This window comes from Microbacterium timonense, assembly GCF_900292075.1.
GTDB lineage: Bacteria > Actinomycetota > Actinomycetes > Actinomycetales > Microbacteriaceae > Microbacterium > Microbacterium timonense.
In genome coordinates this window covers 122,737-141,691 of sequence record NZ_OLMV01000001.1, presented here as the reverse complement: position 1 = coordinate 141,691, position 18,955 = coordinate 122,737, and the positions used below count along the sequence as shown (strand labels likewise).

Genomic DNA, 18,955 nt, shown 5'->3' with positions numbered 1-18,955 from the left:
CACGAGCGCGACCCGCCTCAACCCGGTCGTTGAGCGAGCGAGGCACGAGCGAGACCTGCCCCAACCCGGTCGTTGAGCGAGCGAGGCACGAGCGAGACGTGCCCCAACCCGGTCGTTGAGCGAGCGAGGCACGAGCGAGACGAAACGCCCGCACCCATGCAGAACCGCCGCGCGTCGCCGCGTTTCGTCTCGCTGCGCTCGCTCAACGACCGAGGCCAGACCCCCGACCAACCCGGTCGTTGAGCGAGCGAGGCACGAGCGAGACGAAACGCCCGCACCCACACCGAACGGTCCCGTCGCCGCGTTTCGACTCGCCGCGCTCGCTCAACGACCGAGGCCAGACCCCCGACCAACCCGGTCGTTGAGCGAGCGAGGCACGAGCGAGACGAAACGCCCGCACTCACACCGAACGGTCCCGTCGCCGCGTTTCGACTCGCTGCGCTCGCTCAACGACCGGCGCCAGACCCCCGACCCCACCCGGTCGTTGAGCGAGCGAGGCACGAGCGAGACGAAACGCCCGCACCCATGACGAACCGCCGCGCGTCGCCGCGTTTCGACTCGCTTCGCTCGACGACCGAGGCCAGAACCCCGACCCAACCCGGTCGTTGAGCGAGCGAGGCACGAGCGAGACGAAACGCCCGCACCCACACCGAACCGCCGCGTCACCGCGTTTCGACTCGCTGCGCTCGCTCAACGACCGGCGCCAGACCCCCGACCCCACCCGGTCGTTGAGCGAGCGAGGCACGAGCGAGACGAAACGCCCGCACCCACACCGAACCGCCGCGTCACCGCGTTTGGTCTCGCTGCGCTCGCTCAACGACCGGCGCCAGACCCCCGACCCCACCCGGTCGTTGAGCGAGCGAGGCACAAGCGAGACGAAACGCCCGCACCCACACCGAACCGCCGCGTCGCCGCGTTTCGACTCGCTGCGCTCGCTCAACGAACGGGGCAAGGGCCAGAACCAACCCGGGCGTTTCGACTCGCTTCCCGCTCAACGACCGGGGCTACAGCGCACAACCCGTCGCCGCGTTTCGTCTCGCTGCGCTCGCTCAACGACCCGGGGGTGGGGCTAGAACCAGTCGGACTCGCGGATCTCGCGCATCGCGGTGCGGCGCTCCTCGGGGCTCAGACGGTCGAGGTAGAGCGTGCCGTCGAGGTGGTCCGTCTCGTGCTGCAGCGCCTGAGCCAGCAGTCCTTCGCCCTCGAGCACGAGTTCGTTGCCGTCGAGATCGATGCCGACGACCTTCGCGCGGGGGTACCGGATGGCCTCGTGCCAGAGCCCGGGGACCGACAGGCACCCTTCGCCGATGGGCTCCGGGTCTCCCGAGACCTCCACGAGCACCGGGTTGATCACGTAGCCGATGTCGCCGTCGATGTTGTAGCTGAACGCGCGCAGGCCGACGCCGATCTGGGGTGCGGCGACGCCTGCCCGGCCGGGCAGCTCCACGGTGTCGACCAGGTCGCGTACCAGAGCGCGCACGCCGTCGTCGATTTCATCGATGGGCGCGGAGACGGACTTCAGAACAGGGTCGCCGAAGAGGCGGATGGGACGGACGGCCATCGGTGATCAGGCCGCCGACGCCAGCGCACGCAGGCCTTCGACGACCGTCGCGGCGAGCTCGCGCGCCGCCTGACGGGTCGCCGGCTGCAGTTCACGGAAGACGATGGCGCTGCCCGCGGCGATGTGCGGGTCGTACGGCACCCGCACGACGGTGCGCACCCGCGTGCGGAAGTGCGACTCCAGTTCGTCGAGCTGGACGAGCGGATGCCCCGGACGGGCGTTGTTGAGCACGACCACGGCGTTGCGCACCTTGTCGGCGTGGCCGTTGGTCTCGAGCCACGTGAGGGTCTCGGACGCCAGCCGCGCCTCGTCGACGCTCAGTCCGGCCACGATCACCAGCTGGTCGGCGAGGTCGAGCGTCGCGCCCATCACGGAGTGCACGATGCCCGTGCCGGTGTCGGTGAGCACCACGGAGTAGTAGTGGGCCGCCAGCGCCGCGACATCCCGGTAGTCCGCGTCGTTGAACGCCTCGGACACGCGCGGGTCCGAGTCGGACGCGACGACGTCCAAGCGCGTCTCGTCGCGAGCGACGATCGTGGACAGGTCGTTGAAACCGACGACCTCGCCGCGCACACGCACGAGGTCCCGCACGGTGCGCCCGCTCTCTCGCGAGATGCGCTCGGCCAGCGTGCCGCGGTCGGGGTTGGCGTCCACGGCGATCACCCGGTCGTCGCGGGCATCGGCCAGCGCCATGCCGAGCAGGGTGGTGATGGTCGTCTTGCCGACACCGCCCTTGCGTGAGAGCACCGGCACGAATCGCGCGCCGCCGGCAAGGGGTGCGGCGATACGGCGGTCGAGTTCTTTACGCGCTCGGGCCCGCTTGCTGTCGCCGAGGTTGATGCGCCTGCCGGAGATGGAATACACGAAGTGCTGCCACGCCCCCTCGGGCTCCGGACGGACCACCTGGTGCGGATCCAGCAGGCGGTCGGCGGTGAGCAGATCCGCCGTCTCACGGTCGGGTTCGAACTCCCCCAGCCGCTTGGAGGTGAGCGTGACATCGGCGCGCGGGAATGCGCGCTCGACGGCGCGGTCCGCCGGCCGTCCGGCGACGGGCGTCGACCCGGTGTGCGCCTCTCGGCGCGTCGTCGGGACGGACCCCGAGGGCGTGCTGCTCTCCGTCGCGGCCGGTGCCGCGGCGTTCTGCGACGCGGCAGCGGCGCCGGCGCTCTTCGCAGCCTCGGACGCCGCAACGGTCTCTGGTGCGGTCTCGTCGTCGGCCGGGGTGGTGGCGCTCATGGAGTCCTCCGGGGTCTGGTCGGTCGCGATGACATCGTCTCCCGTCCCGGCGCTCTCCGCCAGGGTCGCCTCGATGGCATCCTCACCCAGGGCGAACTCGGCAGGATCGAAATCGGAGTCGAAGTCGACCTCCTCGTACTCGACGTCGTCGTAGGCGACGGACGCGGGCTCGACAGCCTCGGGGCCGCCTCGAGCCTCGTCAACGGCCTCCCCCGCGAGCGCCTCGTCTGTGCTCGGGTCAGGGGTTGTGACATGCGCATCCGGGCCGACAGCCGCGTCGGCCGCCGGGGTCGAAGAATCGACCGGCTCGGCGGCGCCCGGCTGCTCCGAGTCGCCCGGCTCGTCGGCATCCAGCACGATGTCGGCATCGGCGATGTCCTCGTCGATGCGCGCCGGCGCGAAGCCCTCGCCTTCGACCGTCCACTCCTCTGCGGTCACCTCGATGATCTCCGCCTCCGTGGTGTCGGCGGACAGCTCGGGTGCCGCCACCGAAGTCGTGGGGAGGTCGGCGTCGGCGGGGATCTCGACGACGAAAGGCACCTCGTCGTCGATGACATCGTCGTCGGCGAGGTCGTCGTCGGACTCCGTGGGCAGCTCGACGTTGACCTGTGCCGTCGCTCCGCCCAGGATGCCGAGACCTGTCGTGTCGACGCTCCCGGTGTCGGAGAGCACCCCGTTCTCGGTCTCGTCGGGCGTGGGTTCGGTGCGATCGGGCGTCACTGCGGAGTTCTCCAGAAAAGGCGGCGTGTCGGGCGGATGCCGCCCTCCAGGCTACTGGGCGGGGCGGACGACGACCAAAAGGTCGCCGGCGTCCACCTGGGCGGTGGCGGCGATCGCGACGCGCTCGATGACACCGTCTACGGGGGATGTGATCGCCGCTTCCATCTTCATGGCCTCGATCGAGGCGACCGGCTGCCCCGCCGCGACGGTGTCGCCGACGTCGGCCTTGAGCGTCACCACGCCGGAGAAAGGAGCCGCGACCTGTCCGGGCTTGGACGTGTCGGCCTTCTCGGCCTGCTTCGCCTCCACCTTGATGCTGCGGTCCCGCACGAACACCGGCCGCAACTGCCCGTTCAGCGTCGTCATGACGGTGCGGATGCCCTTGTCGTCGGCCTCGCCGATCGCCTCGAGCCCGACGAACAGCTGCACACCCGGGTCGATCTCGGCGACGTGCTCCTCCCCCGGCTTGAGGCCGTAGAGGTAGTCGGGAGTTCCCAGGGCAGACAGGTCGCCGTACGTCTCACGGTTCTTCTCGAACTCGCGCGCGGGTCCGGGAAAGAGCAGCCGGTTCAGGGTGCGACGTCGCTGGGCAGCGTCGCCGGCCAGCCCTGCCCGCTCGTCCTCGCTGAGGGGCGGAATGTCGATGGCGACCGTGCGGCCTTCGAGGACCTTCGTGCGGAACGGCTCAGGCCACCCGCCGGGAAGATCACCGAGCTCGCCGGCCATGAAACCCACGACCGAGTCGGGGATGTCGTAGTTCTGGGGGTTCGCCTCGAAGTCCGCGGGGTCGGCGCGCACAGCGACCAGGGCGAGCGCCAGATCGCCGACGACCTTCGACGACGGTGTCACCTTGGGGATGCGACCCAGGATCCGGTCCGCCGCGGCGTACATGTCCTCGATGAGCTCGAAGTCATCGGCCAGGCCCAGGGCGATCGCCTGCTGACGCAGGTTGGACAGCTGTCCTCCCGGGATCTCGTGATGGTAGACCCGTCCGGTCGGCGACGGCAGACCCGACTCGAACGGCCGGTAGAGGTGGCGGACCGCCTCCCAGTAGGGCTCGAGATCGCTGACCGCCTGCAGGTCGAGCCCGGTGTCGCGCTCCGTGTGGGCGAGCGCCGCGACCAGTGCCGACAGCGACGGCTGGCTCGTCGTGCCCGACATCGGCGCAGCGGCCGCATCGACGGCATCCACGCCCGCCGCACTCGCCGCGAGCAGGGTCGCAAGCTGCCCGCCCGCCGTGTCGTGCGTGTGCAGGTGCACCGGAAGCTCGAACCTCTCGCGCAGGGCGGTGACGAGCTTGGCCGCCGCGGCCGGACGCAGCAGCCCCGCCATGTCCTTGATGGCGAGGATGTGCGCGCCGGACTCGACGATCTGCTCCGCGAGGCGCAGGTAGTAGTCCAGCGTGTACAGGCGCTCGGCCGGGTCGAGCAGATCCGACGTGTAGCAGAGCGCGACCTCGGCGATCGTCGTTCCGGTGCTGCGCACGGCGTCGATCGCCGGCCGCATCTGCGACACGTCGTTGAGGGCGTCGAAGATCCGGAACACGTCGATGCCGGTGGCTGCGGCCTCGCGGACGAAGGCGTCGGTCACCTCGACGGGGCGCGGGGTATAGCCGACGGTGTTGCGCCCGCGCAGCAGCATCTGGATCGGGATGTTGGGCATCGCCTCGCGAAGGGCCTCGAGCCGCTCCCACGGGTCCTCGGCCAGGAAGCGCAGCGCGACATCGTAGGTCGCACCGCCCCACGCCTCCACCGACAGCAGCTGCGGCGTCATCCGCGACACGTGCGGCCCCACGCGGACCAGGTCGCGGGTGCGCACGCGGGTGGCCAGCAGCGACTGGTGGGCATCGCGGAACGTCGTCTCGGTGACCGCCAGCGCGGTCTGGGCTCGCAGCGCTCGCGCGAAGCCCTCCGGCCCGAGCGCACGGAGGCGCTCGAGGGTGCCCGCGGGCGGCGGCGTCGTGAGGTCGATGTCCGGCAGCTTGCTGCCGGGCGAGACCGACAGCGGCTTCTCACCGTACGGACGGTTCACGGTGACATCGCCCAGCCAGTTCAGGAGCTTCGTGGCACGGTCGCGCGACGGGTTGCTCTTGAGCAGCTCGGGACGCTCGTCGATGAACGAGGTGCTGACGTCGCCCGCGAGGAAGGCCGGGTCGTCGAGGACGGCCCGCAGGAACGGGATGTTGGTCGAGACGCCGCGGATGCGGAACTCCGCCAGCGCTCGGCGGGCCCGGGCGACGGCGGCGGGGAAGTCGCGCCCGCGGCAGGTGAGCTTGGCAAGCATCGAGTCGAAGTGCGGGCTGATCTGCGAGCCGGCGGCTGTCGTGCCGCCGTCCAGACGGATGCCGGCGCCACCGGGTGAGCGGTAGGTCGTGATCTTCCCGGTATCGGGGCGGAAGCCTTGGGCCGGGTCCTCCGTCGTGATGCGGCACTGCAGCGCGGCACCGCGCAGCTGGATCCGGTCCTGCTGCAGTCCGAGCTCGGCGAGGGACTGCCCGGCGGCGATGCGCATCTGCGACTGCACCAGGTCGACGTCGGTGACCTCCTCGGTGACGGTGTGCTCCACCTGGATGCGCGGATTCATCTCGATGAAGACGACCTCACCGGTGCGCGGCCCGGCCGTCTCGAGGAGGAACTCCACGGTCCCGGCGTTCTCGTAGCCGATCGAGCGGGCGAACGCGATGGCATAGGCATGGAGCGAGTCGCGGATCGCCGGGTCGAGGTTCGGCGCCGGCGCGATCTCGATGACCTTCTGGTGGCGCCGCTGCACCGAGCAGTCGCGTTCGAAGAGGTGGACGGTCTCCCCGGTCTTGTCGGCCAGGACCTGCACCTCGACGTGACGAGGACGCAGCACGGCCTGCTCGAGGAACACGCGCGGATCGCCGAACGCGCTTCCCGCCTCCCGCATCGCCTCGGCCAGCGCCGGGGGCAGCTCCTCGCGTCGCTCCACGCGGCGCATGCCTCGCCCCCCGCCGCCGGCGACGGCCTTCACGAAGATGGGGAACCCGATCTCGTCCGCCTGCGCCACGAGGGTGTCGACGTCGTCGGATGCCTCGGTCGAACGCAGCACCGGCACGCCGGCGGCGATCGCGTGCTGCTTGGCGGTCACCTTGTTCCCCGCCATTTCCAGCACCGACGCGGGCGGTCCGATGAAGACGATGCCGTTGGCGGTGGCCTTCTCGGCGAGCTCGGGGTTCTCGGACAGGAAGCCGTATCCCGGGTAGATCGCGTCGGCGCCGGCCTTCTTGGCCACGCGGATGATCTCGTCGACGTCGAGGTACGCGCGGACGGGGTGACCCTTCTCGCCGATCTCATACGACTCGTCCGCCTTCTGGCGGTGCAGCGAGCCGCGGTCCTCGAACGGGAACACTGCGACGGTGCGCGCCCCCAGCTCGTAGGCCGCACGGAATGCGCGGATGGCGATCTCGCCACGGTTCGCGACCAGGATCTTGCGGAACATTCGACCTCCGGGGGCGGCGGTGCGGGCGGGCCTGAGTGTGCTCTCAGCCTAGGGGACGGTAACGTGGTGGCTTGTGCACGTCCTTTCCGTGAGCTCGCTCAAGGGTGGCGTCGGCAAGACGACCGTGACTCTCGGCCTCGCGTCGGCGGCTTTCGCCCGCGGTGTCCGCACGCTCGTCGTCGACCTCGACCCGCAGTCCGACGTGTCGACGGGCATGGACATCCAGGTCGCAGGCCGCCTGAATGTCGCCGATGTCCTCGCCAATCCCAAGGAGAAGACGGTCCGCCAGGCGATCACGTCCAGCGGGTGGGCCAAAGTGCACCCGGGCACCATCGATGTCATGATCGGCAGCCCCTCCGCCATCAACTTCGACGGCCCGCATCCGAGCGTGCGCGACGTGTGGAAGCTCGAAGAGGCGCTGGCCACGATCGAAGCCGACTACGACCTCGTGCTCATCGACTGCGCCCCCTCGCTCAACGCGCTGACCCGCACCGCCTGGGCCGCCTCCGACCGGGTCATCGTCGTCACCGAGCCCGGGCTGTTCTCGGTCGCCGCCGCCGACCGCGCGCTGCGCGCCATCGAAGAGATCCGCCGCGGCCTCTCCCCCCGGCTCCAGCCGCTCGGCATCGTGGTGAACCGTGTGCGGCCCCAATCCATCGAGCACCAGTTCCGCATCAAGGAGCTGCGCGACATGTTCGGCCCGCTGGTGCTCTCGCCGCAGCTGCCCGAGCGCACGTCGCTGCAGCAGGCGCAGGGCGCCGCGAAGCCGCTGCACATCTGGCCCGGCGACTCGGCGCAGGAGCTCGCCGCCGACTTCGACTCGCTGCTGGACCGCATCATGCGCACCGGCCGCATCCCGGTCCCCGAAGACACCCGCTCCTGACCTCCCCGTCGCGACTCCCTTCGCGGCTCCGTTCGCGGCTCCGCCACGTATCCCCGACCACCCCGTTCCACTTCGGTTTGTGCGAAGAACACGCCGCAATGACCGCGCGCAGAACGGCGTGTTCTCCGCACAAACGGCCTGCGTGCGGGGCGGGCGGGAGCGGGGAGGTACGGATGCTGCGGCAGGGGCGGCGGGGGGTGACCACTTTGCTTAGCCGATGATCAGATTGCAAACTTTGTGCACGTCGGCGTGAACATGACTTGCCAAACATCGCGATCTCGCTGAACATATCGCCATGGCACCGATGACGTTGCACCCCGACAGCCTCGCCGTGCATGCCGGCCGCGAAGACCTCGCGGGCCTCGGCGTCCACGCACTCCCCCTCGACCTCTCGTCGACCAACCCGCTTCCCGGTCTCGAGCTCGGCGGGCTGTCCTACGAAGTGCTCGCCACCGGCGGCCACCCGTTCGAGGGCGGATCCCATGTGTACGCGCGGCTGTGGAACCCCACAGTCGCGCGGTTCGAGGAGGCGCTCGCCCGTCTCGAGCACGCCGAGGAGGCCGTCGCCTTCTCCTCCGGCATGGCGGCCGTCACAGCGGTGCTGCTGGCCCTCACCCACGACTCCGGTCACCGTCACGTCGTGGCGGTGCGTCCGCTCTACGGCGGCACCGACCACCTCCTGGCGTCGGGCCTCCTCGGCGTGGAGACGACGTTCTGCCGCCCCGACGAGGTCGCGGGCGCGCTGCGCCCCGACACCGCGCTCGTCGTGCTCGAGACTCCGGCCAACCCGACGCTCGAGCTCGTCGACATCGCCGCGATCGTGTCGGCGGCCGGCGACGTGCCGGTGCTGGTCGACAACACCTTCGCCACACCGCTCCTGCAGCAGCCGCTCGAACTCGGTGCCGCGCTCTCGCTGCACAGCGCCACGAAGTACCTCGGAGGCCACGGCGACGTCGTCGGCGGTGTCGTCGCGTGCGACGCGCGGCTGGCCGCGTCGCTGCGCCGCACGCGTGCCATCACCGGCGCGCTTCTGCACCCTCTCGCGGCGTACCTCATCCACCGCGGGCTGGCGACACTCCCCATTCGGATGCGCGCGCAACAGGCGAACGCGCGAGCGGTCGCCGAGTGGCTCACGACACGCGAAGAGGTGAGCCGGGTGCACTTCCCCGGGTTCGCGGAGTGCGACTCGCTCGGCCTCGTCGGCACGCAGCAGGCCGGACCCGGCGCGATGATCGCCATCGAGCTCGCGGGCGGCTTCGCGGCAGCCGCGTCCCTCGTGGGGTCGGTGGAGCTCTTCACGCACGCGGTGTCGCTGGGCAGCGTCGACTCGCTGATCCAGCATCCCGCAGCCCTCACGCACCGGCCGGTCGCGTCAGCTGCCAAGCCGTCGGACGCCCTGGTTCGGCTGTCCATCGGCCTCGAGGATCCCGCCGACCTGATCGCCGACCTCGGCCGGGCGCTCTCGGCGCGCGCCGAGGTACGGGAGCACGCGGACTCGAGCCTCGGCTGACTCAATCGCCGCCGGTGGCTCGAAGGCGGGCCGTCAGGCGGTGCGGGCGGCGCGTCGGGCGGCCAGCTCGTCCATGGGGTCGGGCTTCTCGACCTCGAACTCGACGAGCTCGGACTCGACCTCGCGCAGGACCTTGCCGACGGCGATGCCGAAGACGCCCTGCCCGCGGCTGACGAGGTCGATGACCTCGTCGTTCGACGTACACAGGTAGACGGAGGCGCCATCGCTCATGAGCGTGGTGCCGGCCAGATCGCGGATGCCGGCCGCTCGCAGCTGATCGACGGCGGTGCGGATCTGCTGCAGGGAGATGCCGGTGTCGAGGAGCCGCTTGACCAGCTTCAGCACCAGGATGTCGCGGAAGCCGTACAGACGCTGGGACCCGGAGCCGCTGGCACCGCGAACGGTCGGCTCGACGAGCTCGGTGCGCGCCCAGTAGTCCAGCTGGCGGTAGGTGATCCCGGCGGCACGAGCCGCCACGGCGCCGCGGTAGCCGACCTCGTCGTCCATCGCGGGAAGCCCGTCGGTGAAGAGGAGTTCGGCGCTGAACGGCTCGCCCGCGGCTGTGTCTCCGGTCATGCTCGTCCCCCCTCCGGATCGGATAGTTCCACGCTAGATCAGGCTCCCCCTCGCGGCAACGACATCCGCCGTTCGGCCTTCGGCGTGTCGCATTCGCTCGCCGCCCCGCAGCTCCGTCTCGAGCGGCCTGCTCAGGACAGCATGCGGTCCAACGCTGCTCGCACGAAGATCGCGCGCACGTCCTCCAGGCGGCGCGCGAGCTCCGGCGCGAGCTCGCCCGCGCGGCCGCGGGATGCCGCATCCGTACGTCGCAGCAACGGCGCCAGCGCCGACTCCACCAGAGCGACGTCGCGCTCTGCGCTCTGCCGCAGTGCGCGGACATGGCGCGGCTCGATGCCGTGACGGTCGAGCGCCACCAGTGCCCGCAGCAGCGTGACGGACTGCTCGGTGTACGACTCCGCGCCCGCGAGCACGCCCGTGCTGATGGCGTCGTTGAGCAGCTGCGGCGCTGCACCGGCCGCCGACAGCAGCTCGTCGCGCCGGTAACGTCGCGGCGCGGGGACGATCGACGGCGGCGGCACCGCGGTGGGGGTCGCCGGATCCCGACCCGCGTCGACGTCTTCCAGGTAGTCACGGATCACCGAAAGCGGCAGATAGTGGTCTCGCTGCAGCGTGAGGGCCAGCCGCAGCCGTTCGAGGTCGTCCTGGGAGAACTTGCGATAGCCCGACTCGGTACGCAGCGGTGTGACGATCCCCTGTACTTCGAGGAATCGCAGCTTGCTCGAGGTGAGCGACGGGAACTCGGGCGACAGCCGCGCCAGCACCTGCCCGATGCTCAACAGACCCGCGGACGCCCGGTCACGGGCGGATGCCGCGGGCATCAGGCGTCCGCCGCCTGCGCGAGGTCGGCCGGCGAGACGAAGAAGTTGAGGCGGAACTTTCCGATGCGCACCTCGGCGCCGTTGGTCAGCACGGCACGGTCCACACGCTCTCCGTTGACGTAGGTGCCGTTGAGCGAACGCTGATCGACGAGCTCGAAGGTCGTCCCCGAGCGGGTGATCTCAGCGTGGCGGCGCGAGACCGTGACATCGTCGAAGAAGATGTCCGCCTCGGGGTGACGCCCCACGGTGGTCACGTCGGAGTCGAGCAGGTACCGGGCTCCCGCCGTCGGCCCGGATCGGACCAGAAGGAGTGCGGCACCGGAGGGAAGGGCGTCGATGGCATCGAGCTCCGCTTCACCGAGCTCGCTGCCGAACGGCACGAACGACAGGTCGGAATCGTGCCCGAACGTCTGGGTCGTGTCAGCGGCTCGGTCGGACTCGTGTGCGTCGGCCCCGGCTGCGCGGCGGATGTCGCCCTGATCGGGTCGGCGGTCGTGCTCCACGGTTTCCTCCTCTGTCCGCTCAGCCTATCCGATCGACCCTTCCTCGGAAGAGACGGATTCTCGACGACGGGTGCCGCACAGCGGTGCCGATCGATCGCGGGGCTTCACGCGCAATGTTTCGCCCCGTGTCGCTCGGGATGCCGACGCGCGGGCGCCCGCCTAGCCTGGCAGGACCGGCCCTTCCTATCGACAAGGAGCATCCCGTGTCCAGCCCGCATCGCCACATCCCGCCCCTCGAGGTGCGTGAGCGTGCGGCGTGCATGTGCGACCACGGCGACGTCTGCTCCTCCTTCGCGCCGGGCCACGCGCTGCACCTGATCCAGGCGCGCCTGGCCGCGGCGACGCCGTCGGACTGGTCCGACGCGATCGTCGAGGCATCCGACCCACGCTCGGGCTTCGTGATCGTGCGCACGCTGGCCGACGGGGCTGCCATCGCGCTCTGGAACGGCACGGGGGCGGCGGCGGCCGCGACGCCGGGGACGCCGGTCGCCCTGCACGAGCGGTATCACGTGCTCGCGGTCGGCGGCGCGCGCTTCAACGTCCTGCAGGGCTGACGCGCTGCCGCGCAACCGGCGACCGCGTCGAGCGACCGCGTCGAGCGGCCGCGTCGAACGGCCGCGTCCAAAAGAGAGGCGACGAGCCTCAGCTCATCGCCATCATCGAGTTCTTCACGGCCATGCAGGCGTCCATGCAGGCCTGGCATGCCTGAGCGCACATCTTGCAGACCTCGCTGTGGTCGGCGTGCTCCATGCACTCGTCCATGCAGACCTGGCACATCGCGATGCAGGCGTCCAGCATCGCCATCATCGCCGCCGGCGTCATGCCCTGCATGCGCAGCATGGCGCGCATCATCGTGTTGCACATGTCCGCGCAGTTCATGCACGCGGGCGCGCACGACATCATCTGCGTGGAGCACACCGTGCATGCCTGCTCGCAGGCCGAGCAGGCGTCCATACACGCCTGCATGACCGACATGTCCATGGCTTCCATGCCGGGCATCGACATCATGTCCTTGGACATGGCGCCCATCATCATCTGGTCCATCTGCCGCATCCCTCCGTCACCGGTCAGCGGGCAGGTACCCCGCCTGCCGCCATGGTAGACCTCGGGGCGCCCGGATCGAAGAGGCGGATAGGCTCGATCGGGTGATGTCACACACAATTCACAAGCCGCTGCGCGCTCGCGCGTGGGCGCTTGTCGCCGCCGTCCTGCTCGCCTTCGGCGTGGCCGTGACCACGGCATCGCCCGCACACGCGCACGACGAGCTGATCGGCAGCGATCCCGCCACCGGCAGCACCGTCGACACCCTGCCCGCCCAGCTGACGCTGACCTTCAGCGCCGAGATCGCCGACGACGACGGCGCCTCGGCCGTGGAGGTGACGGATGCCGCCGGCACGTCGCTGACCGATGGTGCCCCCACCGTCCAGGACAACGTCCTGACCCAGTCGCTGACCGGCTCCGCGTCGGGAGCCGTCACGGTCTTGTGGAAGGTCGTCTCGAGCGACGGTCACCCCATCTCGGGCGAGTTCGCGTTCACCGTCGCCGGAGCGCCCGCTCCCACATCGACGGCCACGACCGCGCCGACGCCCACCGAGACGTCGGCGCCCTCGCCGACGGCACCCACGCCCACGGTGACGGGAGAGCCCGCTGGCGCCGACGATTCCAGCGCCCTGCCGTGGGTCATCGCGGGGGTGCTCGCGCTCGCCCTGATCGCCGCCATCGTGTACCTCGCGGTGTCGCGCTCTCGTCGTGAGAAGGCACTGGCCGAGGGCTCCTCACACGCCGGCGGAGCCACGTCCGGCCCCGGCTCCACGCCTCCGGCCGACCACTAGGCTGGAAGCATGCCTCACTACGACGTCGCCATCCTCGGCGCGGGGCCCGGCGGGTACGTCGCGGCCGTTCGTGCTGCCCAGCTCGGCCTCACGGTCGCGGTCATCGAAGAGAAGTACTGGGGCGGTGTCTGCCTGAACGTCGGCTGCATCCCCTCGAAGGCGCTCCTCAAGAACGCCGACCTCGCGCACCAGTTCCACCACAAGGCCGACCTCTTCGGCATCTCCGGTGACGTGCACTTCGACTTCGGCGTCGCGTGGGACCGCAGCCGCAAGGTGGCCGAGACCCACGTCAAGGGCATCCACTACCTGATGAAGAAGAACAAGGTCACCGAGTACGACGGTCGTGGCTCGTTCGTCGACGACCACACCATCGACGTGACCAAGTCCGACGGCTCGACCGAGCGGGTCACGTTCGACAACGCGATCATCTCCACCGGTTCCAAGGTGCGCCTGTTGCCGGGCGTGCAGGTCGGCGGCAACATCGTGACGTACGAGGAGCAGATCCTCGCGCGCGAGCTCCCGACCTCCATCGTGATCGTGGGCGCCGGCCCGATCGGCATGGAGTTCGCCTTCGTCATGTCCAACTACGGCGTCAAGGTGACCATCGTCGAGTTCCTCGACCGCCTGCTGCCGCTGGAGGACGAGGAGGTCTCCAAGGAGATCCAGCGTCAGTACAAGAAGTACGGCATCGACTTCCTCACCTCGACCAAGGTCGAGACGGTCACCGACCACGGCGACCACGTCACCGTGACCTACACCCCGGCGGCAGGCGGCGAGGCGCAGTCGATCGACGCCGACAAGGTCATGATGTCGATCGGCTTCGTGCCGAACGTCGAGGGATTCGGTCTCGAGAACACCGGCGTGAAGCTCACCGACCGCGGCGCGATCGACATCGACGACTACATGCACACGAACGTGCCGCACATCTACGCGATCGGTGACGTCACCGCCAAGCTGCAGCTCGCGCACGTGGCTGAGGCTCAGGGCGTGGTGGCCGCCGAGACGATCGGCAAGGCCGAGACCATGCCGCTGGGCGACTACCGCATGATGCCGCGCGCGACGTTCTGCTCCCCGCAGGTCGCCTCCTTCGGTCTCACCGAGCAGCAGGCGCGCGACGCCGGCTACGACGTGAAGGTGGCGAAGTTCCCGTTCTCGGCCAACGGCAAGGCCAACGGCCTGGGCGAGCCCATCGGGTTCGTCAAGGTCGTCGCCGACGGCGAGCACCTCGAACTGCTGGGCGCGCACATGATCGGCCCCGACGTCTCGGAGCTGCTGCCCGAGCTCACGCTCGCCCAGAAGTGGGACCTCACCGCCCTCGAGGCGGCGCGCAACGTCCACACCCACCCCACCCTGTCGGAGGCAGTCCAGGAGGCCTTCCACGGCATCGCGGGCCACATGATCAACATCTGACGCACTCACCGCAGACGCCCCGGACCTCGCACGGTCCGGGGCGTCTGCCGTCTTCGATCGGGGTCGCTTTCGAGTGTCGTCCGATCAGTGCCCGAGCGTGCGGGCGAGCTTCGAATCGGATGCCGCGGGAACGCCACCTGCGGCGCGCACCGCAGCCTCCGCGGCGGCGAAGAGCGCCGTGCGCGCATCCGGGGTCGTCGGTGCGGACGGTCCCAGCTCGAACTCCCATTCCCGCCACACCCGCTCCACGCCGCCCCGTTCGTCGGTCGCGACGACGCGGTCGTCGAGGAACTCCGCGATGACTCCACCGCGATCATCGCGAAGTGAGTACGCGTGGCGCTGATTCCGGATGCGGGCGATCGGCCCCAGCCGCGACACAGTCGTCACCGACGCCAAGGCGGCGGTGACGGCATCCGGGATCGCCTCATCTGGGCCGAGCGGCCACTGGAGCTCGACACGTCCGCCATCCGCTCCGCGCGGGCCCTTGATGTGCCATCCCGCGTCGGGTCCTCCGGTGCGGCGTCGCACTGCGTAGCCGGCGTGCGCGAGCGCGAGATCGTCGCTGTCGAAGTAGACGGCGTCGAGCTCGCGCAGCTCCACCTCGTCGACACGGGCGACGCCGGGCAGCTGCGACCAGTCCGGCAGCGGTGTCGCGTCGGCGACGTCGAATTTCAGCTCGATCTCGAGGGATCGAGACGGGGATGCCTCGGAGCGAGGTTCGTCAGCGGCGCTCACGCGGCTGGTCGCTGTCGGGGTCGATGTCGGCCTCGGCTTCGACGAACCAGAACTCCGCCTCGGTCGGACCGTCGTCGTCGCCCGTTCGGGCGAGATCGCCGCGCCGGGCGTAGACCACCTGGGTCTCGCTGTAGGGCACGATCATCCGATCGAGATCCGGGTCTTCCAGAGGGAGGAGCTGCCCGTCGAGCGGGCCTCCGTGCAGTCGTGCAATGGCCATGTCGCCAGCGTAGACCCGTGGCCGACACTCGCGAGAACACGGGCGTGCGAAGCCGGCACCCGCTGACCATGGGGAGGGAGGCTTCGGCACCGTCGGGGAGGCACTGGTGCAAGCGCTTCCAGCTTCTCCCCCTAGAATCGCTCGCGTGAAGGCCATCCGAACGTTCACGGTCCGCCCTGTCCTCGCCGAATCCCTCGCTCCGCTCGATCGCCTCGCCTCCAACTGGCGCTGGTCGTGGAGCCGTGCCACCCACGCGCTGTTCGCCTCGATGGACCCCGCGCTGTGGGATGAGATCGGAGCCAACCCCGCCCGCATGCTCGGCGCCCTCGGTCAAGAGCGGCTGGACCAGCTCGCCCACGACGAAGAGTTTGTCGCCCGTGTCCGCGACGAGGACGAGCGCCTCACGGCCTACCTCACCGGTGACCGCTGGTTCCAGCACCTCGAAGGCGACAAACCCGCTCACATCGCCTACTTCTCCCCCGAGTTCGGGGTCGACGGCTCGCTCCCGCAGTACTCCGGCGGTCTCGGCATCCTCGCCGGCGACCATCTGAAGAGCGCCTCCGACCTCGGCGTCCCGCTGACCGGCGTGGGTCTGTTCTACCGCGCCGGGTACTTCCGGCAGTCGATCGGCGACGACGGGTGGCAGCGCGAAAGCTACCCCTTGCTCGACCCGTATGGTCTGGGCCTGACCCTGCTGCGCGACCCGGAGGGCGCGCCGGTCGAGGTGGCGCTGGATCTGCCGGGTGACCGTCGCCTGTACGCACGCATCTGGGTGGCCGACATCGGCCGCGTGCCGCTGCTGCTGCTGGACTCGGAGACCCCCTCGAACTCCGACGAGATGAAGCACGTCACCGACCGCCTCTACGGCGGCGGCGGCGAGCACCGTCTGCTGCAGGAGCTGCTCCTCGGCGTGGGCGGCGTGCGCGCGATCCGTGCGTGGTGCGAGCTGTCGGGCCGACCGGTCCCCGACGTGTACCACACCAACGAGGGGCACGCCGGTTTCCAGGGGCTGGAGCGCATGTCGGAGCTGATCACGCACGACGGGCTCAGCTTCGACGAGGCCCTCGCCCAGGTGCGGGCAGGCACCGTCTTCACCACGCACACCCCGGTTCCTGCGGGCATCGACCGGTTCCCGCGCGACCTCATCGCCGCCTATCTCGCGAGCGGACTGTTCCAGGGTCTCGACGCGGGACGCGCGCTCTCGCTCGGCCTCGAGACCTGGGACGGCGGAGACCAGGGCGTCTTCAACATGGCGGTGCTCGGCCTGCACCTGGGCCAGCACGCGAACGGCGTCTCGCTGCTGCACGGAGAGGTGAGCCGCCGGATGTTCGGCATGCTGTGGCCGGGTGTGGACACCGACGAGGTCCCCATCACCTCGATCACCAACGGCGTCCACGCACCGACCTGGGTGCACCCCGCGCTCAAGGCGGTCAGCGAGCGGGCGTGGGGCGACGCACACACCGACACGCACGACTGGACCGACCGCGCGGTGGTCACCGACGCCGAACTGTGGGGCGTGCGGCAGCAGATGAAGGGTGAACTCGTCGCCGAGGCGCGTCGGCGTGTCGCGGCATCCGTCAGCAACGGTTCCGGCGTGACGCCGTCATGGGTCTCCGAACTGCTGGATCCGGAGGTCCTCACCATCGGGTTCGCGCGCCGGGTGCCCACCTACAAGCGGCTCACCCTGATGCTGCGGGATCCCGAGCGTCTGACGCGCCTGCTCACCGACCCCGACCGGCCGGTGCAGATCGTGATCGGCGGCAAGTCGCACCCCGCCGACGACTCCGGGAAGATCCTCATCCAGCAGCTGGTGCGCTTCAGCCGCGACCCGCGCGTGCGCAACCGGATCGTGTTCCTCCCCGACTACGACATCACACTCGCCAAGGACCTCTACCCGGGCTGCGACGTGTGGCTCAACAACCCGCTCCGACCGCTGGAGGCGTGCGGCACCAGCGGAATGAAGGCCGCCCTGAACGGTGCCCTCAACCTCTCCATCCTCGACGGCTGGTGGGATGAGTGGTTCGACGGCGAGAACGGGTGGGCCATCCCCACCGCCGACACCGCTTCGAATGACGAGGAGCGCGACGATGCCGAGGCCGCAGCGCTCTACGACCTCATCGAGCATCAGCTGGTACCCAAGTTCTACGAGCGCGAGGGCGGCATCCCGACGGCATGGCTGAGCATGGTCCGCCACACCATGACCGAGCTCGGCAAGAAGGCCACGAGCGACCGCATGGTGCGCGAGTACGTCGAGCGACTGTACGTCCCCGCGGCGGCGCACGACGCCGCCCTGCGGGCTGACGGCTTCGCCGCGGCCAGGGAGGTCGCCGCCTTCGTGACGCGGGTGAAGGATGCCTGGAACCGCGTGTCGATCGCCAGTGTCGACAGTTCCGGCATCCCGCAGCAGGCGCAGGCCGGCGACACCCTGCAGGTGCGCGCCGACGTGCGGATCGACGGTCTCTCACCGGATGACCTCGCCGTCGAACTCGCGTACGGGCGCACAGACGAGGATGACGCGCTGGCCCGTGACCACGCGGTGTACCGCCTCTCCCCCTCCGGTGATGCCGTCGACGGTGTGGTGCCCTTCACCGGCACGCTGCCGCTCACCGTCACCGGCACGTTCGGCTACACCGTGCGCGTGCGTCCGGCGCATCCGCAGCTGGTGTCGCCGGTCGAGCTCGGCCTTGTCACGTACGCCTCGTGAGGCCTCTCGAGCGCGACACGTGCTCGCCTAGGCTGGTCGGGTGAAGCCGTTCGTCCTCCTCGCCACGCGTGCGGAGGACGAGCCGGCGGAGGAGGAGTACGAGCTGTTCCTCCGGTACACGGGGCTGACGCCCAGCCTGCTGCAGCGGGTGCGTCTCGAGGCGGGTCCGCTTCCGCCCTTGGACCTCGACGCGCTCTCGGGCATCTTCGTCGGCGGCGGTCCGTTCAACGCCTCGGATCCGTCCTCGAAGAAGTCGGCGGTGCAGCGTCGGGTCGAAGCCGAGTTCGCCGCGCTGCTGGACGAGGTGGTTGCCCGTGACTTCCCGTTCCTGGGCGCGTGCTACGGCATCGGCACCCTGGGCGCACACCAGGGCGCCGTCATCGACCGCACCTACTCCGAGCCCATCAGCGTGGTGCCGGTCACCATGACCGAGGCCGGCGCATCCGACCCGCTCCTGCGGGAGCTGCCGGCGACGTTCAACGCGTTCGTCGGTCACAAGGAGGCCATCTCGCGATTGCCCGACTCGGCGACGCTGCTGGCCTCATCGCCCGGATGCCCCGTGCAGATGTTCAAGGTGGGCCGCAACGTCTACGCGACGCAGTTCCACCCAGAACTCGACGTCGACGGCATCACGACGCGCATCCACGCGTACGCCGGGCACGGGTACTTTGCGGCCGACGAGCTCGAACTGACCCTGGCCGCCGTGCGGCGGGCGGCGGTGTCGCACCCGAGCCGCATCTTGACCACGTTCGTGTCGCGCTACGCGCGCTGACGCTCCGGCCGGG

The 18,955-nt window shown here is 70.1% G+C and carries 16 protein-coding genes; 7 read left to right on the top strand and 9 right to left on the bottom strand.

Translation table 11 applies throughout. The features are described from left to right. Positions 1 to 1,069: 1,069 nt before the first annotated feature. Genes def through C9992_RS00680 form a run of 3 tightly spaced genes read right to left on the bottom strand, consistent with a single transcriptional unit; the run spans position 1,070 to position 6,976 of the window. On the bottom strand, positions 1,070 to 1,561 hold the full coding sequence (gene def, locus C9992_RS00690) for a peptide deformylase (RefSeq protein WP_106813687.1): 492 nt from the start codon (positions 1,559 to 1,561) through the stop codon (positions 1,070 to 1,072). 6 nt (positions 1,562 to 1,567) lie between these two features. Further along, positions 1,568 to 3,517 (bottom strand): MinD/ParA family ATP-binding protein, encoded by a 1,950-nt coding sequence (locus C9992_RS00685; protein WP_106813686.1) that lies wholly within the window; start codon positions 3,515 to 3,517, stop codon positions 1,568 to 1,570. A gap of 51 nt (positions 3,518 to 3,568) precedes the next feature. Continuing rightward, the gene (locus C9992_RS00680; RefSeq protein WP_106813685.1) at positions 3,569 to 6,976 is read right to left on the bottom strand and encodes a pyruvate carboxylase; all 3,408 of its coding nucleotides are present in this window, start codon (positions 6,974 to 6,976) and stop codon (positions 3,569 to 3,571) included. A 73-nt stretch (positions 6,977 to 7,049) separates the two neighbouring features. On the opposite strand from C9992_RS00680, the gene C9992_RS00675 reads away from it, so the two are divergent. Beyond that, complete coding sequence (locus C9992_RS00675; RefSeq protein ID WP_106813684.1) at positions 7,050 to 7,859, top strand: ParA family protein; 810 nt, start codon at positions 7,050 to 7,052, stop codon at positions 7,857 to 7,859. 295 nt (positions 7,860 to 8,154) lie between these two features. Continuing rightward, positions 8,155 to 9,369 carry a trans-sulfuration enzyme family protein gene (locus C9992_RS00670; RefSeq protein WP_106813683.1) on the top strand — a complete coding sequence of 405 codons (1,215 nt, stop codon included), beginning with the start codon at positions 8,155 to 8,157 and terminating at the stop codon, positions 9,367 to 9,369. Positions 9,370 to 9,402: 33 nt separating this feature from the next. On the opposite strand, the gene C9992_RS00665 is transcribed toward C9992_RS00670, so the two are convergent. From C9992_RS00665 to C9992_RS00655, 3 genes are all read right to left on the bottom strand, one after another. Further along, on the bottom strand, positions 9,403 to 9,945 hold the full coding sequence (locus C9992_RS00665) for a MerR family transcriptional regulator (protein WP_106813682.1): 543 nt from the start codon (positions 9,943 to 9,945) through the stop codon (positions 9,403 to 9,405). A 131-nt stretch (positions 9,946 to 10,076) separates the two neighbouring features. Then, positions 10,077 to 10,766, bottom strand: a complete 690-nt coding sequence (gene ftsR, locus C9992_RS00660; RefSeq protein WP_106813681.1) for a transcriptional regulator FtsR — start codon at positions 10,764 to 10,766, stop codon at positions 10,077 to 10,079. Continuing rightward, positions 10,766 to 11,269 (bottom strand): FHA domain-containing protein, encoded by a 504-nt coding sequence (locus C9992_RS00655; protein WP_106813680.1) that lies wholly within the window; start codon positions 11,267 to 11,269, stop codon positions 10,766 to 10,768. Before C9992_RS00655 ends, ftsR begins: the two co-directional genes overlap by 1 nt. Positions 11,270 to 11,472: 203 nt before the next feature. Between C9992_RS00655 and C9992_RS00650 the strand changes: the two genes are divergently transcribed. After that, on the top strand, positions 11,473 to 11,823 hold the full coding sequence (locus tag C9992_RS00650; RefSeq protein WP_235007889.1) for a hypothetical protein: 351 nt from the start codon (positions 11,473 to 11,475) through the stop codon (positions 11,821 to 11,823). Positions 11,824 to 11,911: 88 nt separating this feature from the next. On the opposite strand, the gene C9992_RS00645 is transcribed toward C9992_RS00650, so the two are convergent. Beyond that, positions 11,912 to 12,313 carry a hypothetical protein gene (locus C9992_RS00645; protein WP_106814561.1) on the bottom strand — a complete coding sequence of 134 codons (402 nt, stop codon included), beginning with the start codon at positions 12,311 to 12,313 and terminating at the stop codon, positions 11,912 to 11,914. A gap of 104 nt (positions 12,314 to 12,417) precedes the next feature. On the opposite strand from C9992_RS00645, the gene C9992_RS00640 reads away from it, so the two are divergent. After that, positions 12,418 to 13,101, top strand: coding sequence for a copper resistance CopC family protein (locus C9992_RS00640; protein WP_106813679.1), 684 nt, complete (start codon positions 12,418 to 12,420; stop codon positions 13,099 to 13,101). A 9-nt stretch (positions 13,102 to 13,110) separates the two neighbouring features. Further along, positions 13,111 to 14,511: a dihydrolipoyl dehydrogenase gene (gene lpdA / locus C9992_RS00635; RefSeq protein WP_106813678.1), complete on the top strand. Its 1,401-nt coding sequence runs from the start codon at positions 13,111 to 13,113 to the stop codon at positions 14,509 to 14,511. A gap of 84 nt (positions 14,512 to 14,595) precedes the next feature. Here the strand turns inward: lpdA and C9992_RS00630 are convergent, their stop codons facing one another. Both C9992_RS00630 and C9992_RS00625 read right to left on the bottom strand, forming a co-directional pair. Further along, the gene (locus C9992_RS00630) at positions 14,596 to 15,246 is read right to left on the bottom strand and encodes a CYTH domain-containing protein (protein ID WP_106813677.1); all 651 of its coding nucleotides are present in this window, start codon (positions 15,244 to 15,246) and stop codon (positions 14,596 to 14,598) included. After that, positions 15,233 to 15,466 carry a response regulator gene (locus C9992_RS00625; RefSeq protein WP_106813676.1) on the bottom strand — a complete coding sequence of 78 codons (234 nt, stop codon included), beginning with the start codon at positions 15,464 to 15,466 and terminating at the stop codon, positions 15,233 to 15,235. Before C9992_RS00625 ends, C9992_RS00630 begins: the two co-directional genes overlap by 14 nt. Before the next feature lie 145 nt (positions 15,467 to 15,611). Between C9992_RS00625 and glgP the strand changes: the two genes are divergently transcribed. Together glgP and C9992_RS00615 are read left to right on the top strand one after the other, a co-directional pair. Continuing rightward, positions 15,612 to 18,170: an alpha-glucan family phosphorylase gene (gene glgP / locus C9992_RS00620; protein WP_106813675.1), complete on the top strand. Its 2,559-nt coding sequence runs from the start codon at positions 15,612 to 15,614 to the stop codon at positions 18,168 to 18,170. Positions 18,171 to 18,210: 40 nt separating this feature from the next. Further along, positions 18,211 to 18,942 (top strand): glutamine amidotransferase, encoded by a 732-nt coding sequence (locus C9992_RS00615; protein WP_106813674.1) that lies wholly within the window; start codon positions 18,211 to 18,213, stop codon positions 18,940 to 18,942. Positions 18,943 to 18,955 lie beyond the last annotated feature (13 nt).

Coding starts and splice junctions, on each gene's coding strand:
- def (WP_106813687.1), bottom strand. CDS start 1,561: ATGGCCGTCCGTCCCATCCGCCTCTTCGGCGACCCTGTTCTGAAGTCC.
- C9992_RS00680 (WP_106813685.1), bottom strand. CDS start 6,976: ATGTTCCGCAAGATCCTGGTCGCGAACCGTGGCGAGATCGCCATCCGC.
- C9992_RS00670 (WP_106813683.1), top strand. CDS start 8,155: ATGGCACCGATGACGTTGCACCCCGACAGCCTCGCCGTGCATGCCGGC.
- C9992_RS00665 (WP_106813682.1), bottom strand. CDS start 9,945: ATGACCGGAGACACAGCCGCGGGCGAGCCGTTCAGCGCCGAACTCCTC.
- ftsR (WP_106813681.1), bottom strand. CDS start 10,766: ATGCCCGCGGCATCCGCCCGTGACCGGGCGTCCGCGGGTCTGTTGAGC.
- C9992_RS00645 (WP_106814561.1), bottom strand. CDS start 12,313: ATGGACCAGATGATGATGGGCGCCATGTCCAAGGACATGATGTCGATG.
- C9992_RS00640 (WP_106813679.1), top strand. CDS start 12,418: ATGTCACACACAATTCACAAGCCGCTGCGCGCTCGCGCGTGGGCGCTT.
- lpdA (WP_106813678.1), top strand. CDS start 13,111: ATGCCTCACTACGACGTCGCCATCCTCGGCGCGGGGCCCGGCGGGTAC.
- C9992_RS00625 (WP_106813676.1), bottom strand. CDS start 15,466: ATGGCCATTGCACGACTGCACGGAGGCCCGCTCGACGGGCAGCTCCTC.